Here is a 23,863-nt window from a genome sequence, read left to right as displayed (position 1 = left end):
ATGCCTACACGTGTTCATGAGTTTGACTGGCCTGATCGGGTTGTCGTTGGAACCATCGGTGTTCCGGGGTCGCGTACGTTCTACCTGCAGGTGCAGGCAGGGACTCAGATCGTGAGCATCGCCATGGAGAAGCAGCAGTCGGCGCTGCTCGCAGAGAAAATCGACGAGATTCTCGACCAGCTTCTCAACCTCGAGGGGAACCCGCACAGTGTTCCCACCAGTACTCCGATTGAACTTGTCGACAATGACCAGCTCGAGACAGTTCAGGAGCAGTTTCGGACCGGCGCCATGAGCCTGGGTTGGGACCCGACGACGGCGCAGGTGGTGATCGAGGCATACCCGCTCGCCGATGTTGACGCTGAAGACGACGGGTCACCTGAGGAGGACGGCGCTGAAGTGCCCGAAATGCTGCTGGTGCGGATGCCGGTTGGTACCGCCCGTGCCTTCGCCAAGCGCACGCGTGAGGTGGTGGGTGCCGGGCGTCCGGCGTGCCCGCTCTGCGGTTACCCCGTGGACCCAGACGGACACGTCTGCACTCTTCCTGAGGCCTGATGCCTGCGTACGATCTGCTGACTGCCGAGCTGACGCTCACGGGCCGCATCACGACGGCGTCGAACGCCACCTTCCTGGGCAGCATCGGCGACACCGCGGTCGTATATAAGCCGATAGCCGGGGAGAAACCGCTGTGGGACTTTCCCGACGGCTTTCTTGCCCACCGGGAGGTTGCCGCCTACCTGGTCTCGGAGGTCCTTGGCTGGAACGTGGTGCCACACACTTGGCTCCGCGACGGTCCGTTCGGCATAGGAATGGTGCAGCTCTGGCAGGAGACGGACCCCGACCAGAACGCGGTGGACCTCGTCGCAGCGGACGACCTCCCGGAGAGCGGCTGGAAACACGTCCTCGAGGGTCAGGATGAGGAAGGACGGATGGTCGCCCTCGTCCACGAGGACACGCCGGCACTGAGACGCATGGCGGTGTTCGACGTCGTCGTGAACAACGCCGACCGCAAAGGCGGGCACATCCTTGCCATGACGGACGGGCACCGGCACGGTGTGGACCATGGGCTCACCTTTCACCGTGACCACAAGCTGCGCACGGTGCTGTGGGGGTGGCTGGGAGACGCCCTGACCGTCGAGGAACTTGAGGGCATCGACCGTGTCAGCGAAGGGCTGGATGGTGCGCTGGGCCGAAACCTGGCGGACCTGCTCAGCGCCGAAGAGATCGCCGTGCTCGCCCGGCGCTGCTCCCGGTTGCGCTTGGCAGGTCGGTTTCCTGCTCCCAGCGGCGAGATGTCGGCGGTGCCCTGGCCGCTGTTCTGAGCAGTCACGGCCGCGGGGCTTTGCAGGCGGCGGCAGTGTGCGAGCCAAACACCTATGCCGGAACGCAAAAGAGGCGGTCAACTTAGTTGATCGTGTGAGATGACAACCTGCATGGCGAAAGACAAGATAGTTGTCCCGCTTGGACTAGCGGTTCTCTACATGACCACCCAAGATACTTTTGCCAGCCTAGTTGGCATCTTTTCCCGAAATCGGAGTGGTGAAGTAGTCGCTGGGTCTCCTCCCTAGCTCCCAGCCGATGATGTCCATGGCCCGTAGCGAACTGATTTGAGGTCCGGGAGCCAACTTCGCGAAGTCCTTCCAGGTCTCTTCTCCCTTTACCAGGTCCTCTTGAACAACCTTTACCCAAGCTTTGATGAATTCGCGGGACTCGCTCGATTTGAACTGGGCCAGCGGCGGAGGATCGCCCCTGTAGACGTAGCATCGCCTGATGTTCTGATCGAAGAGAGGCAACAGGTGAGGTCTCTTGCGGTGGAGGACCTTTGTGAGGGTGGTGAGCTTGACGTAAGGTACCCGGCACTCATTCACGATGTTGTAAAGATCGACTACCGCCTCGATAGTCTCCCCACCCGCGTTCGGCAGTCCCCCTTGAGCGCCGGGTGGGCTAAACGCTCATTGATTTTTGGAACCAGTTTCTTGAGACCGTAGTACGAAGGAACTGGCTGACGTCCTGAATTGAGGAGAACGATGGCTAGCAGATCTGCATCGCTGACTTCAGGAGTCGTGCCGCCCCGGTAGTCGTCGTAGGCGGGGTAGGAGCAAGTCCCTTCTTTCGGATTATCGCTCAAATGGTCGTTAAGGTAGCAATACGCGTGATCTCGGGCTTCTCCGTAGCCGCAGCTGGACCCGCCAATGTGAACGTCATCTGGCATGGAACAGACAATACTGCCAGAGGGGCCCAGTCTTACTAGGCGCAGTCTTTGCGCGGTTTTTCGATCCTGCCCAACGCGACTTCACTAAGTCACGCGATCCTGGTTAAACAAACGTCAGACGTGAAGGACTTCGGCGCGGGTAATCAAACCCATGGGTGCCTCTCGTCTTTGGGCTCTGATACCAGCGGGAGATCCGCTCACGAGCATCCCCTTAGTAGGCCTCGTTGAACCAGTTGCTGGAACCCACCAAAAGGAACTGGCACCACCACCCGCAAGGGGGTACAGACGTCGGGCAACTAGCCTAAATTGGCGTCGGTTCAACACACGCCCTTAGGGGTCGACTGCGGATTTTTCAGTTTTCGATATTGAGGGCGCGTCGGCTTGGAGAGCACTTTGCGCAGCCCCCGGCCTGGATCCTGTTCGGCACGGTCCCGAATTTTTCGTGGCCGGCAAAACACTTCCACCATCGTTTGCCTGGAAGTACGTCGCTGGCCGCCAATGGCTTATTCATTTCAGGGTGCCAGTCTCGCGCGAGTTCTGAGTATCTCGTCTCCAAATCGTTGAATCCGCGTAAGACTTTACTGTTGGAACAATATTGGCAGCCGGAGCCGGCGGCCCTCCTGTTAATAGGTTTGGTGTACTCGTGTCCCAGCGTACAGATCCAATGTGCCGTCCAGTTACTTCCGGCAATCACGCTTTCCGGGGTGCGGTTCTTGTTGCCCTCGTAGTCCCATTCACTCGCGACATGTGGATGCGTCATGCGCAGATCGTTGAAGCCGGCTATCACCTGACGCCCAGCACAAGCGGGACAGCCCCTTCCGCTCGTTGGACTATGGACCTGTGCAACGTAATCGTGCCCGGCTAGGCAGCGCCAGTAGAATTTTTTGCCGGATCCGGCGACGACGGTTTCGGGTGCGACAGTGCCGTTCAAGCTCGGATGCCACTGCTCTGCGATGTGCGGGTGGGAGGTGGCTAAATCATTGAATCCCACCAGTACGCTCAGATTGGCACAGACCGGGCATCCACTGCCCTTAGCTCCAGTGCGGGAATCCGGTGCGGCCGCGTACTCGTGCCCGTAAGGACATATCCATTCAACGACGGCATCGCTGCCGGCTGGAATCATCGATGGCAATATGTCGACATTCAGCCGGTGGTTCCACTCCGCCGCTATGTTCGGACGGGTAACATCCAGGCTGTTGACGCCCGGGATGCTTCTCCGCTTGGAACAATGTGGGCATCCTTTGCCTTTAGCCCTGTTATTGGGCGTGGCTTGCCATTTGTGGCTAGACCGGCAGCTCCACCAGTACGAAGATGAGTTGCCGGCTCCCGTAGGTAACGCCGCTGATGGTCTCCGTCCCCGGGCTCACAGTGTGGGTCGGAAGGGTAAGTTCGTCCGGGACCGCGTCGCCCGTTGCAGCAAGCTCATCTGCGACCGACTGCAGGGCGTAGACCGGTGCGTCAAACTCGGCAGATCCAAAGAAGTGGTCGGGGTGCGCGTGGGTGACGTAGACGCCGCTGATCGGCTTCCCGAGGGTGGGTGCGTAGTTGGCGGCCTCCGTGGCGAACGGGATCGCGTACTGGGTGTCGACGACCAGGATCTGGTCGTCGAGCCCAACGAGCTGGGTGGCGACTTCGGTCCCGGCCGGCGGTGCGGTATAGGTGTGGATGGTTACGGACCTGCCGATGGTCCTCGTGATGGTGCCGAGCATCTGGACTCCGATCTGAGCTTTTGCTGGCGGAGATTCGACTTCTCAGGAAGCCAGTGCGGCCAGAACTCGCGCCCCGGTGCGTACACCGTCGGCCTGCCGGATCCGGCGGCTTACCCCGGATGCGGCAGTGCGGAAGTTCGGCGAGTCCACCACGGTCTTTACTGCCTGGGCGATCTCTTCCGGCGACGACGACGCTTTGATCAGCACCCCCGCCCCGGCGTCCTGCACCGCCTTGCCCACCATCCGCTGATCCAGCAAGGGATGCATCGGCGCGATCACCAGCGGGAGCCCGTGGGCCAGCGCCAGCATGGTGGTGGCATGGCCGCCGTGGCCGATTACCGCGCTGCACTCCGGCATCACGTCCCCGTGGGGAAGATAGCGGTGCACAATCGTGTTCGGCGGCGCCGTCAGGCTCGCCGGATCAACGGCGGGACCAGTGGTCACCACTACATCGAGCGGCAGATCGGCCACCGCCTCCAACGCCTTGTTTAGGAATGCCTCCTGCCCCGGGAACGCCATGGTGCTCAGGCTCACCAGCACACGGGGCTTTAACCCCGGCGGAACAGGAGTTGCCGGATGCGCCACGTCCGCCACCGCACCGGTCCACAGCACCTTGCCCTTACCGTTCTTGCCGCCGGCCGGATCCAAGACCGGATCGGAGCACACCATGATCCGGTCGGCACGCTTCATCACGCGTCGCGGTCCGAGGCCCCGCGCTGCGAGCACGGCCGCGATGGGGCTCCGCCGGAACGGGCCGTCGAAAAATGCGTAGAAGGAATGGACCAGCACAACGGTCCGGAGCCCTGCTCGGGCTGCGGCGTCGATGGCACTGAGCAGCAGGCAGTCCAGGATTACCACGTCCGGCGGATCGCGCCGCGCTTCCTCCACGACGTCCTGTGCGATGCCGGCATCGCTGAACACAGACACCATCATGGAAATCTGTTGCAGGGCCGACATGTGGTCCGCCGGCATCGGGAACGAATGGTTAAAAGCGTGGAATTCGACACCCGCGGGCTCTATCTGGCCCGCCTGCTGCGGCTCGCCCAGGAAGCGGACGCGGTGGCCGCCCCGGACCAGGTCACCGGCGATGCCGAGCGCCGGCGGCACGTTTCCGCCGGCATCGAGCGTTGCGAAGAGAAAATTCGTCACTGCAACCTCCCGGCGGTCAAGTAAGCCGGCGGTCAACACCGGTGGGCAGAAGCGTAGTCCCGTTGCCGTGTCCCGAACAGAGGCCGACGAGACTCATCATGCGTGGTTTCTGCCAGCTAGAGGTGTCCGATATTGAGCCTGCACAGCAGGCGCGAGGAGAGGCTTGAGGCCCTGCTCTCGCAGGGCCTCCGGACTCGGCCTGGCTTGAACAGGCTGCCACCTTCTCCGTTATGGGTGCGGTCATCCGGAGCCAGCGCACCTTGAGTGAGGACGGAACCATTGACGCACACTTTAAAGCGGAGATACCAGCGGGCAGTCGCTAGTCTGCTGGGTGCTCGCCCGACAATTCCAGTACTGCGCGTCCCGATGGGCTTGCGGATATGATGCTAAGCATGCTTATCATGGCTGCAGTCGGATGGGGATTTGACTGCGAGGGGTAATCGAGAAGGGTGCGCTCAGCGAACGGGGCGCACCTTTTTCGTGCCCGGACGACGCCGAGCGGAATGAGGACGTCGCATGCCGGTAGAGTGCGGTCCATGACATTGGGGGATGCCGAGGTGGCAACAGATCCGCGGGCGCCAGCCTTCGGCTACGCGCAGCGGCGGACGTGGGTTTTCTTCGCCTGGTGGTACGGGGCTGTGATCGCGATCCCGGGCACTGTGGACGCTGCGCTGTCCGGCCAGGACCCTGAGCGGGGTATCGTCACGATGGCCCTGGGTGCAGCCATCTCCGCCCTGGGATGGCTCGTGACGCTGGGCGTGCGATTCACTCGAAAGCCTCCGAAGCCTGCCTCCGACATTCCGCGGGTAGAACAAGCCATCCGGATCAATCCACGAGTGGTGAAATTCGCCGTGATCGGTTCATTCGTCATCGCCGCTGGCCTTCTCCTGCTCACACCCAACGGCAGGTCTCCAGACACGATCCCTATCACTGGCGTCGTCGCGGCAGCCCAGCTAAGTATCGCCGGGGGCGTCGCATACTCGGGCTGGCTCCTGAAGAACAGCGGCGAGCTCTACTCACGGTGGCTGGAGCGCCGGAAGTGAACACTGAAAAGATCGCAATGGAGTCATCCATGCGGTCGAAGCGATCAGTCCTGCATAAGCACCGAAAGGGACACATGAAAAGCGGCCTTGTTGCAGCCTTCTGCGCACTGGTCTTGGCACCAACGTTGATCTCCTGTGTGCCACTGCAACGTACCGACCAGACCGAAACGCTGAGGGAGCTCAAACCAATGATCCGCTCCGCGGTGGATGACATCGAGGCAATGTTTCCGGAAGCATCCGTCCGTACCTCAGATGACCCTGACGAGCTATCCAGCTGCGCGAGTCCCAAGGACAACCGTCACGACGGGGAGTGGCGGTTGAGCGAGACGAGGTGGATCGACCTCAGCGGCGGGCGGAACCCGGCTCAACTTCTTGACGACATCAAGAACCACATGGCAGCCGAGGGATGGGCACCTGGCGATAATGACTTCACCAACGGTGTTGATCGACTTGAACTTGCCCATGCGGACGGTGGGTATATCTTCCTGTCCTTTGACGAGTGGACACCAAGCGCGCTGAGGGTAAACGCCATGTCGGACTGCTATTACCTCCCGGACTACAGCTATAAGTCCGACTTTCTGTAATTGCTGAAGGATCCTAATTCATCCACTGCAGGTCGGGGGCCGGCTGTTTTGCTGCGGCGATGCAAGCGCAAGACATGTTGATGTAGTCGAGGTAGCCGGTGATGCCATCCTCCTTGTGGCTCAATCGCTACCGCAACGCTGTCCGCAGCCGTTCCCTCAGGTCTTCAAGGGATTCGCGCCATTCGGGTTCGTCGGCGTCGTCCCAGAGCTCGGCCAGCTCGGATTCCTCCGGCGACGTTCTCAGGCAGGTGACCGGACGGGTTGCCCTGGCAGGCTGCAGTGACGTCGGCGGCCGCTACAGCAATGCTGCCCTCCGGAGCGTCGACGTAGCCGCCATCCACCTTGGCCAGGGCCTTGCGCACGACGTCGGGCACCGCCACCTTCGAGTTCGTCCAGCCAGTCCAGCGCGTCGTCGTTCTCGAACGGCAGGTAGCCCCATGCGCCCATCTGTCAGCCCTTTCGGTTGCCGGATCTTGCTGGCACCAATATGGCAGACCTGCCTTTGTTGGTCGAGATTTGAAGCTCTGTGTCGGGCCGACTACCCCGGAAGGATGAAGAAGCTCTTCGGATCGTCGGCGCCCAATAGGTCGTGGTGGAAGGCGATGGCGTCCACGGGCCGTGTGTCCACGAAGAGGACCGCGACCTCCCGGGAATGGACCACCTTGTAGCGGGTGAGGCCTTCCACCCAGGAATGGATCCCGGTGTACTCCTCGACGAACAACCCGTCACCGAGCAGGCCCCGCTGCTCGAGCAGGTCATAGACAACATTCCAGGCGAGATCCATCAACTCGTGGATCGCCGCCTCAACAGTTGGAGCCGTCATAGCTCCATGGTGCTCCCGGGCACTGACAGTCTCGTGGAGGCGGCGGGCGTGTCCTCAAGCTGGGGCCAGCCGGAGTTAGACTTAGCCAGGTAAGGACGGATTGGGGGATCCACGGCGGCTCGTACCGCTGCTCCGCTGGTCGGTCGCTGCCAGCGAATCAAGGATGACCGTGACCTTCTTTCAAGACCTGCCCGTACCCGAAGAACCACGCCGCGGCAGGACCATCAGGTACGTTCCCCCGGCTTGGGCTGGTGCGCCGGCCCACGAACTGCCTGCAGTTGTTCAGATCGGACAATTCCTGCACCGCAGCCGGACCTTCATCATGGCCGTCGAACTCGCGAAGGTCTATTCGACCGGTTGCTCCCTCGACCTGACGTGGACGCTCCGACGGGCGGAGGAAGACGATCAAGCCTGGGCTGAGCTGAATGGGGCGTTCTTCGGTCACCCGCACAGCATGCAGGCCGTCGAACGGGGTCCCTTCGCAGCCCTCCTCCTCGGTGTCCAACTCGCCGACGGGACCAAGGCCCGGGCGGACTCTGCGCTGCACTCCCGCTATCCTCCGGGGACTGCGAAGCAGCCCGACCCACCCGTCCTCATCCTGCAAGGCAACGGTGGCAACGGCGGAGATGACGAAATGGCCGGCAAGGGCAGCTTGTGGCTTTGGCCGTTACCGCCGGGCGGGGACCTTCGCCTGGTCGCCCAATGGGCAGAGCTCGGAATGCCCGAAGCTTCCATCACCATCGACGGCGGCCAGCTCCGAGCGGCCGCGTCAAGCGCCCAGCCGTTCTGGCCCGAGGCGGAGCGCCAGCATGGCTGACTTCAGCATCCTTGTCCTGGCCATACTCTTCTCGGCGATCTTCTTCTACGTCCTCTACGGTGTTATTCGCGCCGCCGTCCGTGACGGCATTATCCAGGCCGACGAACGGCGGCAGCAGGCCGGGGTTGGGGTCAATAGCAGCGGAGATGGAGAATGAGCGCCCGCGGCTGGCTCGTGGCCGTGATCGGGACAGTCCTCGTTGTTTTTGTGCTCCCATACGTTCTGGCGATGTTCGGCTTGGCCCCAACGGCACCGAAACCCTGCTTCTCGTCGTCCCGCTTCGGGCAGGCAGCTGGGTCTTTGCCGGCGAGCCGCAGAACGGCGCGAGTCCACCATTCATACAGGCCGGCGAAACCCAACAACGGTTCATGCTCCGAGTACAGATAGTCCGGGATATTCTTCCCGTCCTCAGTCTTCTGGGACGATTGCACGGCGTTTCACAGCCGCCTTCCGGAACGACGGCTTCTCCAGAATCGACTCGCTGCGAGCATTTATCAGCTTGGAGCCGATCTTGATGTCCTTCGCCCAGGACGGCACCAGACCCCAACGGGCGACCAGTAAGTGCCGGTCAATGGTGCCCTCATCCAGGCGTTCGGCCACGATCGGCACACTTTGGGTCGGTGCCACGTTCCAGCTCCCCGGCGGTGGGGTGCCCTCGACCTCCTTGGCCTCAAAGTGGCTTAGAAGGTCACCCGTGGCTTTGGACATTACGTATCTGCCGCACATGCAGCCCATTTCTGCCGCCGAGCTGCATGGACTACTTCCCGTGCGGATGCTTCCAGGCACGGAGCAACCGCACAGCGTTGCGGTTTGCCCGCTTATTCAGTACGAGCACGAGCACGAGCAGGAACAGGACGACGAGACCGAACGGCACCGCGAACGCGAACCGGTTGCTGGCGATGAACAAGATGATGGTGGAAAAGAGGGGCGTAGCGTTCCATGCTTTTGAGGCGTGCGAATACCGGTTTACCGCCGGCTTCTTTTGGGATCAGCACCGCGACACGCCCAGGTCACTGTGGGCGGCCCCGGTTGCGCACACCTCTATGCGCGCCGGCTTTCCACGGCGGGCGGGGTATGGAAAAACTGACGGACATCCGGCAGTTTCGGTGTCTCATCTATGGATCGGTGATCAGGTCGTGGGGTGCCGTGTGCGGCGCGAACCGCTCTGGGATCATAAGAAGGGGTGAGAAAGTTGACGGTGCGATGGATCATGCCGCTCGCGACCGTGTTTGTCGTCGTCGGGCTCCTGATTGGCATGGCGTGGATCTTCCAACGCTCGCTCATTTATTTTCCCGACCGCGGTCAGCCACGCCCGGCCGCCGAGCTGTTGCCCGGAGCCCAGGACGTCACGCTCACGACGAGTGACGGCCTCGAGCTCGGTGCCTGGTACGTGCCAGCCGCCGGCTGCCGTGCGACCGTGCTCGTCGCACCGGGCAACGGCGGCAACAGGGCTTATCGGGCAGGGCTGGGACGAGCGATCAGCGAGCTCGGGTTCGGCGTGCTGCTCTTCGACTATCGCGGTTACGCGGCGAATCCCGGGTACCCGTCCGAGAACGGTCTCGCGCGCGATGTCCGCGCCGCTCGCGAGTTCCTGACCGATGCGGCAGGAGTACCGGCGGGCTCGCTCGTCTATTTCGGGGAGAGCATCGGCGCCGGGGTGGTTACTGAGCTCACCACCGAGCACCCTCCAGCCGCGATGCTGCTGCGCTCACCTTTTACCTCGCTCGCCGACGTCGGCCGGGCAGCGTACGGCGTGCCGGTGGGCTGGATGCTTCGCGATCACTACCCGGTACGCGAGAACGTGGTGCGAGCGGACATCCCGATCGCCGTGGTCTACGGGAGCGCGGACACCATCGTGCCCGCACAGCAAAGCCGGGACGTGGCCCAGGCGGCCCGGAACGCCGGAAACTATGTCATCGAGGTGGAGGTAGCGGCGGCGAACCACAACGATGCAGCACTGATCCTGGGTCCCGAACTCGTCGGGGCCCTCGTCGACGTGGCTGGCCGCGGCGGGGCGGGGTGCCCGTGACTGCTCAGGACGCCGAGTACACGCGAGTTTCACCGGTGCTGTCCTGATCGCACCCCAGGGCAGCATTCAAACCGCAGTCGCCGGCCTCAGGAACGATGGCTGACCGGGCAGTTGTCGTGAGCAAAATATTAGCGGTTCGCTCACGGTCAGCGGCGGCGGGCGGCAGTGGTTACGTCTTGGAAGAGATTGTTCGTCACGTACGCCATGGGCCCTTGGAGGTAGCTCGCCAGGACCCGCTCACCGGAGGCGGTTAGCTCGTATATCTTGCGCTTGGCGCCGGTGCCCGCCACAGATTCCTGGCTATGAGTTATGAGGTTCAAGCCTTCCACCCGCCGTAGGGCCCGGTGCAGGCTCTGCTCGTCCACTGCCAGAGAGGCGCCGCCTAGCGCGGTGATGAAGTCACGGATTTGTCCGGACCAGGAGTCCGGCGCCCCACAGTACGCTCATCGACACCAAAGGCCCCGTCCACCCCTCCTGCAGCGTCTCATCGCGTCCGCCAATCATCAGGATCCATGCGTGCGCCCAAAAGCTGCCGTTGATCGACGGATCACGGGCGCCAGCGGAACCCTTCCCCTAAGCCAAGCACTGCCCTGCCGCAAGTACGATCAGCCGGTGGGTTCGAGCATCAGCTCATCAAGCGCGTAGCCGAGAGCTTCCATATCGAACCACGTAGCGGGCAACAGCCCATGAATGATGGCGTCGAACTCAAAAGGATGATAGCGGCCGCCATTGTTCCAGTACAGGATCCAAATGTCGATCAAAGCCACAGTTTTCCGTTGCAGAAGAATCCTCGCTGCACTTTGCAAGTCCCTCATGAACAATCCTTGCTTCTGCTCCCCGCACCCGGCAAGACCAAGGGAACCGGAGCTCGAGGCTTTCAAGGCAGGGGCACAGCACACAATCCACAAGAATTACCCCCGGCATGCGTGCCGGGAGGAGACGTCATTCTGCGACCCGGCACGCACACTCTCATTCTGCCCCGGCTTCCAGTTAACAGACCCGTTGCTGGCCCTAGTTCTGGCTACCGCCGCGGTGGCCAAAGAGAACAAGTATGCTTCCCCGGGCCCATGCTGTCCCGGTCCCAACAAAGGATGGGCTAGCGAATACTTACTCGTCGATGGTTAGTACTGACCGGCAGGCAACTGCCGAATGTGGTTGCCTGCCGGTGGCCACCGGTGCGTTGTCCTTAACTGTTGATGCGCCAATGAGTAGGACTGTCGAGCTCGGAGGGCAGGAGTGTGTGTGCATCGCCTTGAGCGGCGTTGAGTTGGGCCTGTGTCAGATAGAGGGTTTTGGAAAGATCGGCTCCTTCGAGACGGGCGTCTCTGAGGTCAGAGCCGAGGAGGTCAGCGCCTGAAAGGTCGCAGCCCCGCAGGTCCGTAGCAATGAGATAGGCGCCTCGAAGGTCCGCCCCACGCAATGACCTGGACTTCATTTTCTTACCCATGAGGTCCGCTCCCGGGACAAACGCCACATCTAGATGATCGTCACCAGTGGCGAGAAATGAGGATCGCACTTCTTCGCTGACGTCCATCAGTACGGAGCGAACCCGGGCGTGCATGTCGCCAAGGTTCAGGGAGAGGACCTGCTGAGTATCGCCCATTACATCTTCGATGCTCATTCTGAGCTCGTTAACGTGGTGCGAAGTGTCCGGGTCGAAGGTCCGGTTCGTGGCTTCTGTCAGGTACCAGAGCATTTCGTGGAGTTGCCGAACGACCTTGAACGCCGGGAACATGTCTTTCGCTGTTCCTGGGTCCGCTTTCCAGCTGATGCCTTGGAAGAGGTTTTGGGAGACGTTTTGGCCGGCCCCGAAGCAGTCGAAGACGGTGCATCCTCGGAAGCCTCGTGGTCGGAGGCTGTCGTGGATGGTGCAGGAGAATTCGGAGTCGAGGTTCTGGCAGGCAGTTTCTGCTGGTTTGTCGATGGCGAAGTCCATGGTGCGGGAAAAGCCTAGGGCTGTGCAGCAGAGCGCGAAGCAGTTGCCGCAATCAGGGCGCAATGATTCCCGGTTAAGAGCAGGTGAGGAGGGCGCAGTGGAGTCGCTCGATGTGAAGGGCATGTGATCTTCTCTGGATGAGTTCTGTTAAGGACCGTGGCCATGGGGACTCGCGAGGGAGTCCCCATCGAGGGCACGCGAAATCACCGCTTCCGAGGGAAGCGAACGGGAACCGCTGCATCGACTCTGGGTCACAGAAAAAATAAGAATGTCACTGCGGTCAAACGTAGCATCACCTCCTACCCGCCCGTTAGCCGGTCGCTCTCAACGTGCCCAGGAAACACGCCACCCCGTCCCGTGCAGTTTGTAGAGTTTGCCGATAAATGGCGGCGTTTTGTGATCGCTCTTTGTCGCACCACTGCGGGCAGGCTGTCTTGAATCTCTAGGGTTTCGAGGCGCGGAGGTTTCGAGAGACGTTGAGTCGGGTTACGCGCAGCTTCGGTGCCCGTAAGGGAATGGTCATCTGGGGCTGCTTTCTTCGATTCTGTGGGAAGAGGGCGGGAGATCGGTCAGTCCGTCTCGAGGGTCAGGGCGTAAGTGTTGTCGATGCAATCGAAGACCCGGAGCGGAGCGTGCGCTCCTCTCATATGGGCACGGCCGATCTCGACAGCGGCAGCGGCACAGACCGCGAGAACCAAACTGATCGGCTGGTTTCGGTGCTTCGTCTCGAGGGTCGCCAGGACCTCGCGCCAAGTTTCGATCAAGCTAGCGAGGTCCTCGGGACTGCGAAGGACCGGGGGGCTGAGTTTCACGCCTTCAACGCGGATGTCGTAACGAGGCTTGTCCTGCAGCTCTTCCGGGAGTGCTGCGAAGTCAACCGGCCCGCTGACGCTGAATGTGACCACCGGGTCGCCCTCACCCGGCAACTCGGTGACGACGAAACGGAAGTCCTCAGTTCGGCCCTTGGCATACCATCCCCATCCTCGGCCGCTTCCACGGCGGCGGTTGTGAACGGTCACGTTGGTGACGTCGTCGAGCAAGGCGCCCAGCTGGACGAGGATCGGGATGCGCGCCAGCGCGAAGACCGAGATGTGGTCGATCTCCTTAGTCTTCAGGTGGTTTTTTAGTGGGCTCAGCCGCCGTTTGAGGGTAAGCGCGGTCGCCTGCCAGTAGATGGGGGTGGCTGTCGTCCTCGCCGTCATGGGCACGGAGGTCGATCCAGCAGTTCTGGCTTTCGTCATGAAGGCTGAAATCGGGGAAACCGCTGATCCTCCAACAGAGCACGGATCACTGCCCGCTTGCTGAAGTCCACTGCCTGGCCGCGGATCTCACAGACACGCGGACGACGGTGATCTTGGGCTTTCGCATCAGGCCTGTCAGCTCGCGGACATCCCGCTCGTGCTGCATAACGTCCAGTGTTGGAAGGTGTCAATGACCTTATGCTCGCCAGCACATAACAGCATCAGATTCTCTGGCTGCGCCCGTTCCCTGAGCGTCTTGGAACTCTGCCCACGTGGCGACCCCTTTTCGGGGGTAGCACCCACGATGTGAGCCAGTTGTCCTGTATACACAGCCTGACCCGTGGTCTCGTCCTCCGCGAGGAACTCCTTGCAGAAGGTGCAGCGTCCACCTGCGGCAACCCATACCCGTCTGGCGGCGAGATCGCTTACGGCAACGCGCCCTCCCCCACGGTCGACGGCGGGAATCAACTTTGGCTGGCCGCCGGAGGCGGAGGCCGCCGAGCCGCCCCTGGATGCTTTGGACATGGCTTGGGTTCCTCGGTTTGAACTGCTCCCCGGAAGTTGGACTGAGAAATTCAGTTCCGACTTCCGGGGAGCAGTTTTATGCGTGCAAGTAGTTCATTATCTGAGGCGCAGCGTGAGGCGGCTGTAGCGTTGTTTGAGAGGGGTATCGGGTATCGGGCGGTGGCTCGGTTGCTGGATGCGCCTTGGGTGCCGGTCAGGGCACTGTATGGGCGGTGGAGGATTCATGGGCAAGGAGTGCTGGTGAGCAGGCCGGTGAAGTCATACTCTTTCGAGTTCAAGCTGGCCTTGGTGCAGCGGTTCCTCGCGGGCGAGCCCGGTCCGGATCTGGCAGTGGAGGCTGGTTTGGCCTCCCGTGAGCTGCTGCAAAAGTGGGTCCGGGCGTATCGTCTGGAGGGTGAGGACGGGTTGCGGCCAAAGCCCAAAGGCAGACCGCGGAAACCTGATGCCCTGCCGCCAGCGGAACTGCCCGAGCTTGAGCGGTTGCGGCGGGAGAACGAGCGGCTGCGCGCCCAGGTGGCGTACCTGGGAAAACTGCGGGCCTTGAGGGAACAGGGACGACGGTAAAGGTTCAGGCCGTCGTTGCCCTCAAGGCTGACTATCCGCTTGGTGTCCTGTTGGACGTCGCCGGGCTGGCCCGATCCACGTTCTTCTATCACCAGCTCCGGCTCCATGGGCCCGATCCGAAAGAGAAGCTCAAAGCGGCGGTCACGGAGATCTTCGAAATGAACCATGGCCGGTACGGGCATCGGCGGGTCCATACGGAGCTACTCAAGCAAGGGTGGACGGTCGCGAAGAAGACCGTGCTGAAGCTGATGCAGGCACTCGGGTTGGCCTGCAAGGTCCGGCGCAGGAAGCGCTACAACTCCTACCAGGGCGACCAGGGCGCGGTAGCGCCCAACGTGCTGAAGCGGGAATTCGAGGCTGATGCACCGAACCAGAAGTGGGTAACCGACGTGACGGAGTTTCGCGTCGGTGACCGGAAGCTTTACCTCTCACCGGTCATGGACCTCTTCGACCGGCAGATCATTTCTTACTCGCTGGGCTTGTCCCCGAACCTGGCGCTCACCAACGATTCACTGCGTGAGGCCCTGACCTGCCTGCAGCCGGGTCAGCAGCCGCTGGTGCACTCGGACCAAGGTTTCCAATACCGCCATGCCTCCTGGCGCACCCTCATCGAGAACGCCGGCGGGGTCCAATCCATGTCCCGCAAGGGCAATTGCTACGACAACGCCGTCATGGAGAACTTCTTCGGCCACCTGAAGGAAGAACTCTTCCACCGCGTCCGATTCCTCAACACCGATGCACTGGCAGCTGCAATAGAGGAATACATCCACTGGTACAACAACAAAAGAATCTCCACAAAGCTCAAGGGCCTGAGCCCGGCGCAATACCGGGCCCAGACCCTTGCAGCCTAGAATCCCATTTAGCCAGTCCAACTAACGGGGACCAGTTCAGTTCGTGAGAGCGCTGCGATTCGTGGGAGAGCAGAGCAATGGGCGAACATAGGTTCGGCTAGGTCAGGAGAAGTAGCCCCCAGCCGTACCCCTGCCACTTTGGTTGACGAGGACATCCCCGGCCACCTCCTTGGAAGTCTTCCAATGAGGTGGCCTATCACTTCCAACAGGTAGGGCGTCTCACCCATTTGGCCAACTGTATGAACAGCTTGCCAGCTACTGTGAAACGTGGTCATCTAACTTGGAAAATGACCAAGTTCTCTGAAACCTCACACTTCTTAGCCCGCCGCCGAGCCTAGAAGTCCCAGTCCTCGTCTTCGGTGTTGACTGCCTTGCCGATCACATAGGAAGAGCCCGAGCCGGAGAAGAAGTCGTGGTTCTCGTCAGCGTTCGGGGACAGTGCCGAGAGGATAGCCGGGTTCACGTCGGTGACGGAAGACGGGAACATGGCCTCATAGCCCAGGTTCATCAGCGCCTTGTTGGCGTTATAGTGCAGGAACTTCTTGACGTCCTCGGCCAAGCCAACGCCGTCGTAGAGGTCATGCGTGTACTGAACTTCGTTTTCGTACAGCTCGAACAGCAGCTCGAACGTGTAGTCCTTGATCTCCTGCTTGCGTTCCTCGGACAGGCCTTCCAGGCCCTTCTGGAACTTGTAGCCGATGTAGTAGCCGTGCACTGCCTCATCGCGGATGATCAGGCGGATCAGGTCAGCCGTGTTCGTCAGCTTGGCGCGTGAGGACCAGTACATGGGCAGGTAGAAGCCCGAGTAGAACAGGAAGCTCTCCAGCAGGGTGGAGGCAACTTTGCGCTTCAGGGGATCATCGCCCTGGTAGTAGTCCATAACGATCTGCGCCTTCTTCTGAAGGTTCGCGTTCTCGGTGGACCAGCGGAACGCCTCGTCGATCTCCTTGGTGGAGGCCAGGGTGGAGAAGATGGAGGAGTAGCTCTTGGCGTGCACGGACTCCATGAAGGCGATGTTGGTGTACACGGCTTCTTCATGCGGAGTCAGGGCATCCGGAATCAGGGAGACTGCGCCGACGGTGCCCTGGATGGTGTCCAGCAGAGTCAGACCGGTGAATACACGCATGGTGAGCTGCTGTTCGGCCGGCGTCAACGTGTTCCACGACTGGACGTCGTTGGACAGCGGCACCTTCTCCGGCAACCAGAAGTTGTTGACCAGACGGTTCCAGACGTCCACGTCCTTATCGTCCTGGATGCGGTTCCAGTTGATGGCCTCGACGTGGCTAAGCAGCTTGACCTTCTCGGTCATGTCATCCCCTATGCGTTGGGTGGTTTCTCTAAGTAAAAGCGTACGACGGCGGGCGGGCACCCGCCGTCGTACTGTCAGGATTGAGTTGAAGCTACAACTACAGCATGCAGGAAACGCAGCCCTCAACCTCAGTCCCTTCCAGCGCGAGCTGGCGGAGACGGATGTAGTAGATGGTCTTGATGCCCTTCTTCCAGGCGTAGATCTGGGCCTTGTTGATGTCGCGCGTGGTGGCGGTGTCCTTGAAGAACAGCGTCAGGGACAGGCCCTGGTCCACGTGCTGGGTGGCAGCGGCGTAGGTGTCGATGACCTTCTCGTAGCCGATCTCGTACGCATCCTGGTAGTACTCCAGGTTGTCGTTCGTCAGGTACGGCGCCGGGTAGTACACGCGGCCCAGCTTGCCTTCCTTGCGGATCTCGATCTTGGACGCCACCGGGTGGATCGAGGAGGTGGAGTTGTTGATGTAGGAGATCGAGCCCGTGGGCGGAACAGCCTGCAGGTTCTGGTTGTAGATGCCGTGCTCCATGACCGAAGCCTTCAGCGCCAGCCAGTCCGCCTGCGTGGGGATGTGCACGTTCTTGAACAGCTCGCGGACCTTCTCGGTCTGCGGCAGCCATTCCTGCTCCGTGTACTTGTCGAAGAACTCACCGGACGCGTACTTGGACTTCTCGAAGCCGCCGAAGGTCTGGCCGGTTTCGATGGCCAGCAGGTTGGAGGCGCGGACCGCGTGGTACACCACCGAGTAGAAGTAGATGTTGGTGAAGTCCAAGCCCTCTTCGGACCCGTAGTGGACCCGCTCGCGGGCAAGGTAGCCGTGCAGGTTCATCTGGCCCAGGCCGATGGCGTGGCTCTGGTCGTTGCCCTTGGCGATGGACGGCACCGAGGTGATGTTGGACATGTCAGACACGGCCGAGAGTGACCGGATGGCCGTCTCGATGGTCAGGCCGAAGTCCGGCGAGTCCATGGTCTTGGCGATGTTCAGCGAGCCCAGGTTGCAGGAAATGTCCTTGCCGGTATCCGCGTAGGACAGGTCATCGTTGTACGTGGTGGGCTGGGAAACCTGGAGGATCTCCGAGCACAGGTTGGACATGATGATCTTGCCGTCAATCGGATTGGCCCGGTTCACAGTGTCCTCGAACATGATGTACGGGTAGCCGGATTCGAACTGGATCTCGGCGAGGGTCTGGAAGAACTCGCGGGCCTTGATCTTGGTCTTCTTGATCCGGGAATCGTCCACCATTTCGTAGTACTTCTCGGTGACCGAGACGTCGGAGAACGGCATGCCGTAGACGCGTTCCACGTCGTACGGGGAGAACAGGTACATGTCCTCGTCGCGCTTGGCCAGCTCAAAGGTGATGTCCGGGATGACAACGCCCAGCGAGAGGGTCTTGATGCGGATCTTTTCGTCCGCATTCTCGCGCTTGGTGTCCAGGAACCGGTAGATGTCCGGGTGGTGCGCATGCAGGTACACCGCACCGGCGCCCTGGCGGGCACCGAGCTGGTTGGCGTAGGAGAAGCTGTCTTCGAGGAGCTTCATCACGGGGATGACGCCGGAGGACTGGTTCTCGATCTGCTTGATGGGCGCGCCCACTTCGCGGATGTTGGTCAGTGCGAAGGCCACGCCGCCGCCGCGCTTGGACAGCTGCAGCGCGGAGTTGATGGACCGGCCGATCGATTCCATGTTGTCTTCGATGCGGAGCAGGAAGCAGGAAACCAGCTCGCCGCGCTGCTTTTTGCCGGCGTTCAGGAAGGTGGGCGTGGCCGGCTGGAAGCGGCCCTCGATGATTTCGTCCACCATCTGCAGGGCAAGCTGCTCGTTGCCGCGGGCCAGGTGCAGCGCAACCATGCACACGCGGTCCTCGTAGCGCTCCAGAAAGCGCTTGCCGTCGAACGTCTTCAGTGTGTAGGACGTGTAGAACTTGAACGCGCCCAGGAAGGTCTCGAAGCGGAACTTCTTTTTGTAGGCGCGGTTGAACAGGTCACGGATAAAGTTCATCGTGTACTGGTCAAGCGTCTCGCGCTCGTAGTAGTCGTTCTTGACCAGGTATTCGAGCTTCTCTTCCAGGTCGTGGAAGAACACGGTGTTGTTGTTCACGTGCTGCAGGAAGTACTGGTGCGCGGCCTCGCGGTCCGCTTCGAACTGGATCTCGCCGCTGGGGCCGTACAGGTTCAGCATCGCGTTCAGCTCGTGATAACCCAGGCCCTTATAGGCGGCGGGCATCTCGGGCTTCTGGGCCCTGGTTACTTCTGTGTCTGCGACAGTCGTGTCCAAAACGTGTCCAATCCATTGTTTACGCGGGCCACGTCTTCTGGCGTGCCCATTAATTCGAAGCGGTAGAGGTGCGGTACTCCGCACTTGGCGGCGATGATGTCCCCCGCCAGGCAGTAGTTGTCCCCGAAGTTTGTGTTGCCGGCGCCGATCACCCCACGGAGCAGCTGCCTGTTCTGCGGAATGTTCAGGAACCGGATGACCTGCTTGGGGACGGACCCCTCTCCCCCGGTGCCGCCGTAGGTGGGCACCACCAGCACGAACGGCCGGGTGGCGAGGAGGGGTGCGTCCTTGGCGAACAACGGAATCCGGGCCACCTCGCGGCCGAGCTTCGAGACAAAGCGGGTGGTGTTCTCGGATGCCGAGGAAAAAAAGATGAGCTGGCTACTGGTAACAACCGGCGGAACGGCACCGGGATCCCCCACGCGCTGAGCCGCGTGAACATCCTGGGAAGTGCGGGATTCCTGTGCTGTGTCGAAGTCCTGGGCTGCTGGTGCTGCCGTGGGAGTCACCTCAGCTGGTTGTTGGTTGCCGGCAGAAAAAGTGTGACCCCTAGGCCACGGAGGAAACTGCGGAAAGCGCCAGTTCCTCGATCTTGTCCGGGCGGAAGCCTGACCAGTGGTCCTGGTCGGTGACCACAACAGGAGCCTGCATGTAGCCCAGTGCCTTCAGGCGCTCGAGGGCCTCGGCGTCTTGGGAGATGTCAACGCTCTGGTAGGTGATGCCCTTTTTGTCGAGCGCCCGGTAGGTGGCGTTGCACTGAACACAAGCAGGCTTTGTGTAAACCGTTACGGTCATGGTTCCTGTCCCCTTTACTGAAAACTTACTCGTCCGGTGTTCCCGCCCAAGCTGTACCTAGATACTACATCTAGTGCAGACGCCTCTTTGGAACCCCAAGATGATGTATTACAAGTATGTCATTTAATGCACCTTTAATCCACAGGGAGGGGCCTTCAAAATGTCCGTGATTCCGCTGTTTTCGCGGACGCAATCCACATCCTGTGGACTACTTAGCCACATTTAACGCCCAGCGTGTCGGGGAAAAGACGGCGTGTCGCCCGCAGTCCAAGCGCAGGTTCGGCGCCGCCCGGGACAGCCAAAAGGGGCCCCGAAGTGACCTTCGAAACCCCTTGTGGTGACCAATCCCACGGACCCGCACGACGGCGGCTGCCGGCCCCTCCGTCACGGCGCCGGCAGCTGCGGCTGCTAGAGCTGGACCTCCCGGCGGTCCAGCGCAATTTGCTGCACATCCAGGTAGCCGGACTGGAACCCCGCCCGGGAGTAGCAAAGGTAGAACAGCCACATCCGCTGGAACACCGCATCAAACCCCTGCTCGCCCACCTCGCGCGAGCACTCCAGGAACCGTTCCTCCCAGAGCCGCAGGGTGGCCGCGTAATGGTCGCCCATGCCCATCCGCTCCCGCACCCGCAACGTGGTGTGCTGCTGGGTCACGCCTTCGATGGCGCGGACGGACGGCAGGAACCCGCCCGGGAAGATGTACTTGTGGACCCAGGTATAGGCGTTCCGGGTGGCGAGCATGCGCCCGTGCGGCATGGTGATCGCCTGGATGGCCACTTTCCCGCCGGGCGCGAGCACCCGGTCGATGGTCTGGAAGTAGATGGGCCAGTACTCGTAGCCCACGGCTTCGATCATCTCGACGGAGACGATGGCGTCGTACTCGCCCTCCACGGCCCGGTAATCCTGCAGCGCCACGGTCACCTGGTCTGCATAGCCGGCGGCCGCAATACGCTCCTGCGCAAGTGCCTGCTGCTCGCTGGAGAGGGTGACGCTGTAGACGATGGCGCCGCGGGCCGCAGCCCGGAGTGCCAGCTCGCCCCAGCCCGTGCCGATTTCCAGGAGCCTGGTCCCGGCGCCAACGCCTGCCTTGTCCAGCAGCCTTTCAATCTTCGCCTGCTGCGCTTCCGCCAGAACCTCCCAGGCAACAGCAGAAAGCGGTCCGGTTTCAAGCGGAAACAGCGCCGACGAATAGCTCATCGTGGAGTCGAGGAAGGTGGAGAACAGCTCGTTGGACAGATCGTAGTGCCGCGAGATGTTGCTGCGCGTGTTCTGCTCGGCGTTGCGTTCCTGCCGCGGCGTGCGCGGCAGGTAGAGGGCCCGCAGCTTCTGGAGCGGGGCGGGAATCAGCGTCTCCACCGAGGCGGCAAAGACTTCCAGGACGCCCGCCAGGTCGCTGGCCTCCCAATCCCCGGCCATAAACGACTCGCCCAGCCCGATCAGCCCGTTGTCGCCGATCCTGGCTTCAAACGCTTCCGGCCGGACCATCACCATCACCGGGCCGCCGGCGCCGCCGGTACCCAGGACCGTGCCGTCCGGGTACTCAACACGCAGGGGCAGCCGCTTCACGGCCCCTTTGAAGAGAAGGCCTGCGGCCTTGCCTGCCACTGCCGCTTTGGCGCCCGACGGCGGCTGCGCAACTTCCGGCCATACCTCAGCGTCGATGATGGCAGGCGACGCAGGAACTCCGGTCCAGGCCGCGGCATAGTGCGTGGCGGCCACGTCCGAAAGTCCAGCGTTGTCCCTGGCTTTATCGAGGACAGGAGCTGCAGTTGTTTCGTTGTCGTCTATCAGTGTCACTGGACTGCCTCCTGTGAGGGATGGTGTGGCCGGGCAACGACAGGCAGGCGCCTGGCCCAGAGTTTGATGCCCTGTACCCGGATGAGCGCGGAGACCAGCAGCGGTGCGGCCGGAACCGCAAGGGCCGCCGCCAGGATGTTCGGAACCGTGGCCGGCCGGCGCGTGCCGTCCATGGCAGCCACGAACGGGCTGTGGCCTTCACGGTCCAGCACGATGGAAACCCCGAGCCGCTCCCCCGGCGCGGGCAGCTTCATGCGGTACTGCCCGTCCAGGCTGTTGAAGGGTGAAACATAAAAGGCCTTGGGGACAGCAGCCCGGCCGGCAGTATCGGTCCGGAGAAGGTAGCAGTGGCGCTCCCCGTACGTGTTGTGGACTTCGGCCACCACACACTCAAGCTCCCCGGTGGACCGGTAGCACCAGAACAGCGACAGCGGATTGAAGACGTAACCAAAAACCCTGGCGCTGGCCAGCATGTGGATGGGGCCGCCGTCGGGCTCTATCCCTTGCGTGCGCAGGTATCGTTCCACGTTGCTGCGGATGGTGCCGTCCGGATCGCCCAGGTGGTCCCCTGCAGAGAAGACGGCCAGCGGCCGCAGCAGGAACGGAAGCCGTGGAAGCCTGTCAACATCCACGAACCAGCTATAGCTGCGGTACGTAAACGCGTTCTTCAACGGGGTGCGCCGCACGTGCGAAATGGAGGTGCGGTAGATGGCTGCCCCGGTAGTCATGCGGGTTCCGCCACGGGAGCAAGCTCCCGTTCGCCGTCATCCGACGCCCCGGACTCGTCAGCCGGCAGGACCGGAGCCCAGGAGCGGCCCAGCGATTCCGCCGCCCGGACGCCGGCACTTGCACCGTCCTCATGGAAGCCCCAGCCCAAATACGCGCCGGCGTAGGCAATCCGGTGGTCGCTGAGGGCGGCTATTGCCTGCTGCGCCTGCAGCGATTCCGGGGTGTACTGCGGGTGTTCGTACACCATGCGCTCGAGCACCGCGTCCCCGGCGATCAGCTCCGATTCCCCCAGGCTCACCAGGTATGGCCTGCCGTCAACCGGGTCCAGCCGCTGCAGCCGGGTGAGGTCGTAGGTAACCAGGACCTTGTCCGGCCGGGCATCACAGGACGGCAGGCGGTAGTTCCAGGACGCCTTCGCATTGTCCGCGGCAGGCAGGACAGCAGGATCCCGGTGGAACACGGTGTGGTTCACGGAGTAGGGCATCCCGCCCAGCGCTTCCTTCTCCGCCGGGGTCGCATCAGCGAGGAACCCGAGCGCCTGGGCCGGGTGCGTGGCAACCACGACGGCGTCGAAGTCTTCCAGCCCGTGCTCCGTTGCGAGCTCCACACCATCCGGCAGGCGCCGGATGGCAGTAACAGGAGTGCTGAGCCGGACATCCGTCAGCGTGGCTGCGAGCCTCTCCACGTACCGGGCTGAACCGCCGGTGACGGTCCGCCACTGCGGCGAACCCTTCACGCCCAGCATCCCGTGATGGTCCAGGAAGGTGAAGAGGTAGCGGGCCGGGTAGGCGAGCGCGGTGGTGGGGTCGCAGGACCAGACCGCGCTGACCACCGGGGTCATGAAGTGGGAAATGAAGTACGGACTGAAGTCTTCCCGTTCCAGGAACTCCCCGAGGGTCAGCTCCGAATGCGCGGCATGCGGACTGGCCGCCGGGATGGGCTCTGTCTTCAGGAGTGCCCGCGCCTTCCGGTAAAAGCGCGTCACCTCCAGCAGCATCAGCAGGTACCGTCCCCGCAGCAGGCTGGAGGGCCTGGCAATGATTCCCCGGCCGCCGTCGCGGGCTCCGGCGTACTCCAGCCCGCAGCCGTCACAGCGGACGGACATGCTCATCTCGGAGTCCTGCGTCTCAACCCCCAGCTCAGCGAACAGCCGCAGCAGGGTAGGGTACGTCCGCTCGTTGTGGACGATGAAGCCAGTGTCGACGCCGACAACAGGCCCGTCCGGTTGCGGAAGATCATGTGTGTGGGCGTGCCCGCCCAGCCGCGGGTCCGCCTCAAAAAGGGTGACGTCGTCCTCCCGGTTGAGGACGTAGGCGGCGGTCAAACCGGCCACGCCGCTGCCGATGACGGCAACCCGGCGTCTGCCGCCTCCGGGTACTGCTGGGTCAGGTGACAACTTATGCTCCTCTGCTGAACATTTGCCAAGGGTGGGTATACAGAGGGCAATTCGACGCCGGTGCGGCCGCGGATGGGTGCCGCACCTG

General features: G+C 62.1%; 29 protein-coding genes and 1 pseudogene. 10 read left to right on the top strand and 20 right to left on the bottom strand.

Going from position 1 to position 23,863, the window contains the following annotated elements:
* Window positions 1–552: a DUF3090 domain-containing protein gene (locus tag M1D32_RS09065; protein ID WP_458781881.1), complete on the top strand. Its 552-nt coding sequence runs from the start codon at window positions 1–3 to the stop codon at window positions 550–552.
* Complete coding sequence (locus M1D32_RS09060) at window positions 552–1,319, top strand: SCO1664 family protein (protein ID WP_458781880.1); 768 nt, start codon at window positions 552–554, stop codon at window positions 1,317–1,319. The genes M1D32_RS09065 and M1D32_RS09060 overlap by 1 nt, the downstream gene beginning before the upstream one ends.
* A gap of 186 nt (window positions 1,320–1,505) precedes the next feature.
* On the opposite strand, the gene M1D32_RS09055 is transcribed toward M1D32_RS09060, so the two are convergent.
* The 5 genes from M1D32_RS09055 to M1D32_RS09035 all read right to left on the bottom strand — a co-directional run bounded on the left by M1D32_RS09055 (window position 1,506) and on the right by M1D32_RS09035 (window position 5,067).
* On the bottom strand, window positions 1,506–1,865 hold the full coding sequence (locus M1D32_RS09055) for a DUF6308 family protein (protein ID WP_458781879.1): 360 nt from the start codon (window positions 1,863–1,865) through the stop codon (window positions 1,506–1,508).
* A 17-nt stretch (window positions 1,866–1,882) separates the two neighbouring features.
* Complete coding sequence (locus M1D32_RS09050; RefSeq protein ID WP_458781878.1) at window positions 1,883–2,209, bottom strand: DUF6308 family protein; 327 nt, start codon at window positions 2,207–2,209, stop codon at window positions 1,883–1,885.
* Window positions 2,210–2,561: 352 nt separating this feature from the next.
* Complete coding sequence (locus M1D32_RS09045) at window positions 2,562–3,332, bottom strand: zinc-ribbon domain-containing protein (RefSeq protein ID WP_458781877.1); 771 nt, start codon at window positions 3,330–3,332, stop codon at window positions 2,562–2,564.
* Between the two features lie 160 nt (window positions 3,333–3,492).
* Window positions 3,493–3,918 carry an MBL fold metallo-hydrolase gene (locus M1D32_RS09040; RefSeq protein ID WP_458781876.1) on the bottom strand — a complete coding sequence of 142 codons (426 nt, stop codon included), beginning with the start codon at window positions 3,916–3,918 and terminating at the stop codon, window positions 3,493–3,495.
* A gap of 42 nt (window positions 3,919–3,960) precedes the next feature.
* A complete protein-coding gene (locus M1D32_RS09035; protein WP_458781875.1) occupies window positions 3,961–5,067 on the bottom strand; it encodes a glycosyltransferase in 1,107 nt (368 codons plus the stop codon).
* A gap of 536 nt (window positions 5,068–5,603) precedes the next feature.
* On the opposite strand from M1D32_RS09035, the gene M1D32_RS09030 reads away from it, so the two are divergent.
* Both M1D32_RS09030 and M1D32_RS09025 read left to right on the top strand, forming a co-directional pair.
* The gene (locus M1D32_RS09030) at window positions 5,604–6,110 is read left to right on the top strand and encodes a hypothetical protein (RefSeq protein ID WP_458781874.1); all 507 of its coding nucleotides are present in this window, start codon (window positions 5,604–5,606) and stop codon (window positions 6,108–6,110) included.
* Entirely contained in the window at window positions 6,107–6,694 is a 588-nt protein-coding gene (locus M1D32_RS09025; RefSeq protein ID WP_458781873.1) for a hypothetical protein, read from the top strand. Before M1D32_RS09030 ends, M1D32_RS09025 begins: the two co-directional genes overlap by 4 nt.
* A 164-nt stretch (window positions 6,695–6,858) precedes the next feature.
* Here M1D32_RS09025 and M1D32_RS09020 read toward each other — a convergent pair whose 3' ends face one another.
* From M1D32_RS09020 to M1D32_RS09010, 3 genes and pseudogenes are all read right to left on the bottom strand, one after another.
* Window positions 6,859–7,068: a hypothetical protein gene (locus M1D32_RS09020; RefSeq protein WP_458782273.1), complete on the bottom strand. Its 210-nt coding sequence runs from the start codon at window positions 7,066–7,068 to the stop codon at window positions 6,859–6,861.
* 25 nt (window positions 7,069–7,093) lie between these two features.
* A pseudogene (locus tag M1D32_RS09015) lies at window positions 7,094–7,141 on the bottom strand (hypothetical protein); the annotation flags it as partial.
* A gap of 91 nt (window positions 7,142–7,232) precedes the next feature.
* Window positions 7,233–7,517: a hypothetical protein gene (locus M1D32_RS09010; RefSeq protein ID WP_458781872.1), complete on the bottom strand. Its 285-nt coding sequence runs from the start codon at window positions 7,515–7,517 to the stop codon at window positions 7,233–7,235.
* 169 nt (window positions 7,518–7,686) lie between these two features.
* Here M1D32_RS09010 and M1D32_RS09005 point away from each other — a divergent pair, with 169 nt between their 5' ends.
* Together M1D32_RS09005 and M1D32_RS09000 are read left to right on the top strand one after the other, a co-directional pair.
* Window positions 7,687–8,334, top strand: a complete 648-nt coding sequence (locus M1D32_RS09005) for a hypothetical protein (RefSeq protein WP_458781871.1) — start codon at window positions 7,687–7,689, stop codon at window positions 8,332–8,334.
* Entirely contained in the window at window positions 8,327–8,491 is a 165-nt protein-coding gene (locus M1D32_RS09000) for a hypothetical protein (protein WP_458781870.1), read from the top strand. Before M1D32_RS09005 ends, M1D32_RS09000 begins: the two co-directional genes overlap by 8 nt.
* Window positions 8,492–8,742: 251 nt before the next feature.
* On the opposite strand, the gene M1D32_RS08995 is transcribed toward M1D32_RS09000, so the two are convergent.
* Window positions 8,743–9,042 carry an SOS response-associated peptidase family protein gene (locus M1D32_RS08995; protein WP_458781869.1) on the bottom strand — a complete coding sequence of 100 codons (300 nt, stop codon included), beginning with the start codon at window positions 9,040–9,042 and terminating at the stop codon, window positions 8,743–8,745.
* Between M1D32_RS08995 and M1D32_RS08990 the strand changes: the two genes are divergently transcribed.
* Both M1D32_RS08990 and M1D32_RS08985 read left to right on the top strand, forming a co-directional pair.
* Window positions 9,029–9,283, top strand: a complete 255-nt coding sequence (locus tag M1D32_RS08990; protein ID WP_458781868.1) for a hypothetical protein — start codon at window positions 9,029–9,031, stop codon at window positions 9,281–9,283. The genes M1D32_RS08995 and M1D32_RS08990 overlap by 14 nt on opposite strands.
* Before the next feature lie 468 nt (window positions 9,284–9,751).
* Window positions 9,752–10,363, top strand: coding sequence for an alpha/beta hydrolase (locus M1D32_RS08985; RefSeq protein WP_458781867.1), 612 nt, complete (start codon window positions 9,752–9,754; stop codon window positions 10,361–10,363).
* Window positions 10,364–10,509: 146 nt separating this feature from the next.
* Here M1D32_RS08985 and M1D32_RS08980 read toward each other — a convergent pair whose 3' ends face one another.
* The 4 genes from M1D32_RS08980 to M1D32_RS08965 all read right to left on the bottom strand — a co-directional run bounded on the left by M1D32_RS08980 (window position 10,510) and on the right by M1D32_RS08965 (window position 13,540).
* The gene (locus M1D32_RS08980; RefSeq protein WP_458781866.1) at window positions 10,510–10,728 is read right to left on the bottom strand and encodes a helix-turn-helix transcriptional regulator; all 219 of its coding nucleotides are present in this window, start codon (window positions 10,726–10,728) and stop codon (window positions 10,510–10,512) included.
* Window positions 10,729–10,968: 240 nt separating this feature from the next.
* Complete coding sequence (locus tag M1D32_RS08975; protein WP_458781865.1) at window positions 10,969–11,178, bottom strand: hypothetical protein; 210 nt, start codon at window positions 11,176–11,178, stop codon at window positions 10,969–10,971.
* Window positions 11,179–11,549: 371 nt separating this feature from the next.
* Window positions 11,550–12,299, bottom strand: coding sequence for a pentapeptide repeat-containing protein (locus M1D32_RS08970; RefSeq protein ID WP_458781864.1), 750 nt, complete (start codon window positions 12,297–12,299; stop codon window positions 11,550–11,552).
* A 569-nt stretch (window positions 12,300–12,868) separates the two neighbouring features.
* Window positions 12,869–13,540, bottom strand: coding sequence for an SAVED domain-containing protein (locus M1D32_RS08965; RefSeq protein WP_458781863.1), 672 nt, complete (start codon window positions 13,538–13,540; stop codon window positions 12,869–12,871).
* Between the two features lie 765 nt (window positions 13,541–14,305).
* On the opposite strand from M1D32_RS08965, the gene M1D32_RS08960 reads away from it, so the two are divergent.
* Entirely contained in the window at window positions 14,306–14,629 is a 324-nt protein-coding gene (locus M1D32_RS08960) for a helix-turn-helix domain-containing protein (RefSeq protein ID WP_458780209.1), read from the top strand.
* 50 nt (window positions 14,630–14,679) lie between these two features.
* Window positions 14,680–15,480: an IS3 family transposase gene (locus tag M1D32_RS08955; protein WP_458780208.1), complete on the top strand. Its 801-nt coding sequence runs from the start codon at window positions 14,680–14,682 to the stop codon at window positions 15,478–15,480.
* 334 nt (window positions 15,481–15,814) lie between these two features.
* Here the strand turns inward: M1D32_RS08955 and nrdF are convergent, their stop codons facing one another.
* The 7 genes from nrdF to M1D32_RS08920 form a co-directional block, all read right to left on the bottom strand.
* A complete protein-coding gene (nrdF, locus tag M1D32_RS08950; RefSeq protein WP_163164049.1) occupies window positions 15,815–16,789 on the bottom strand; it encodes a class 1b ribonucleoside-diphosphate reductase subunit beta in 975 nt (324 codons plus the stop codon).
* 97 nt (window positions 16,790–16,886) lie between these two features.
* Entirely contained in the window at window positions 16,887–19,007 is a 2,121-nt protein-coding gene (nrdE, locus tag M1D32_RS08945) for a class 1b ribonucleoside-diphosphate reductase subunit alpha (protein ID WP_163164162.1), read from the bottom strand.
* A gap of 20 nt (window positions 19,008–19,027) precedes the next feature.
* Complete coding sequence (gene nrdI, locus M1D32_RS08940; protein ID WP_163164163.1) at window positions 19,028–19,480, bottom strand: class Ib ribonucleoside-diphosphate reductase assembly flavoprotein NrdI; 453 nt, start codon at window positions 19,478–19,480, stop codon at window positions 19,028–19,030.
* Window positions 19,481–19,607: 127 nt separating this feature from the next.
* Window positions 19,608–19,853 (bottom strand): glutaredoxin-like protein NrdH, encoded by a 246-nt coding sequence (nrdH, locus tag M1D32_RS08935; protein ID WP_013601222.1) that lies wholly within the window; start codon window positions 19,851–19,853, stop codon window positions 19,608–19,610.
* Window positions 19,854–20,261: 408 nt separating this feature from the next.
* A complete protein-coding gene (locus M1D32_RS08930; RefSeq protein ID WP_458781862.1) occupies window positions 20,262–21,650 on the bottom strand; it encodes a class I SAM-dependent methyltransferase in 1,389 nt (462 codons plus the stop codon).
* A complete protein-coding gene (locus M1D32_RS08925) occupies window positions 21,647–22,378 on the bottom strand; it encodes a DUF1365 domain-containing protein (RefSeq protein ID WP_458781861.1) in 732 nt (243 codons plus the stop codon). The genes M1D32_RS08930 and M1D32_RS08925 overlap by 4 nt, the downstream gene beginning before the upstream one ends.
* Window positions 22,375–23,775: an NAD(P)/FAD-dependent oxidoreductase gene (locus tag M1D32_RS08920; protein ID WP_458781860.1), complete on the bottom strand. Its 1,401-nt coding sequence runs from the start codon at window positions 23,773–23,775 to the stop codon at window positions 22,375–22,377. The genes M1D32_RS08925 and M1D32_RS08920 overlap by 4 nt, the downstream gene beginning before the upstream one ends.
* Window positions 23,776–23,863: the final 88 nt, after the last annotated feature.

Source organism: Arthrobacter sp. D3-16, assembly GCF_054408515.1.
This window is presented reverse-complemented; position numbering and strand designations above follow the sequence as displayed.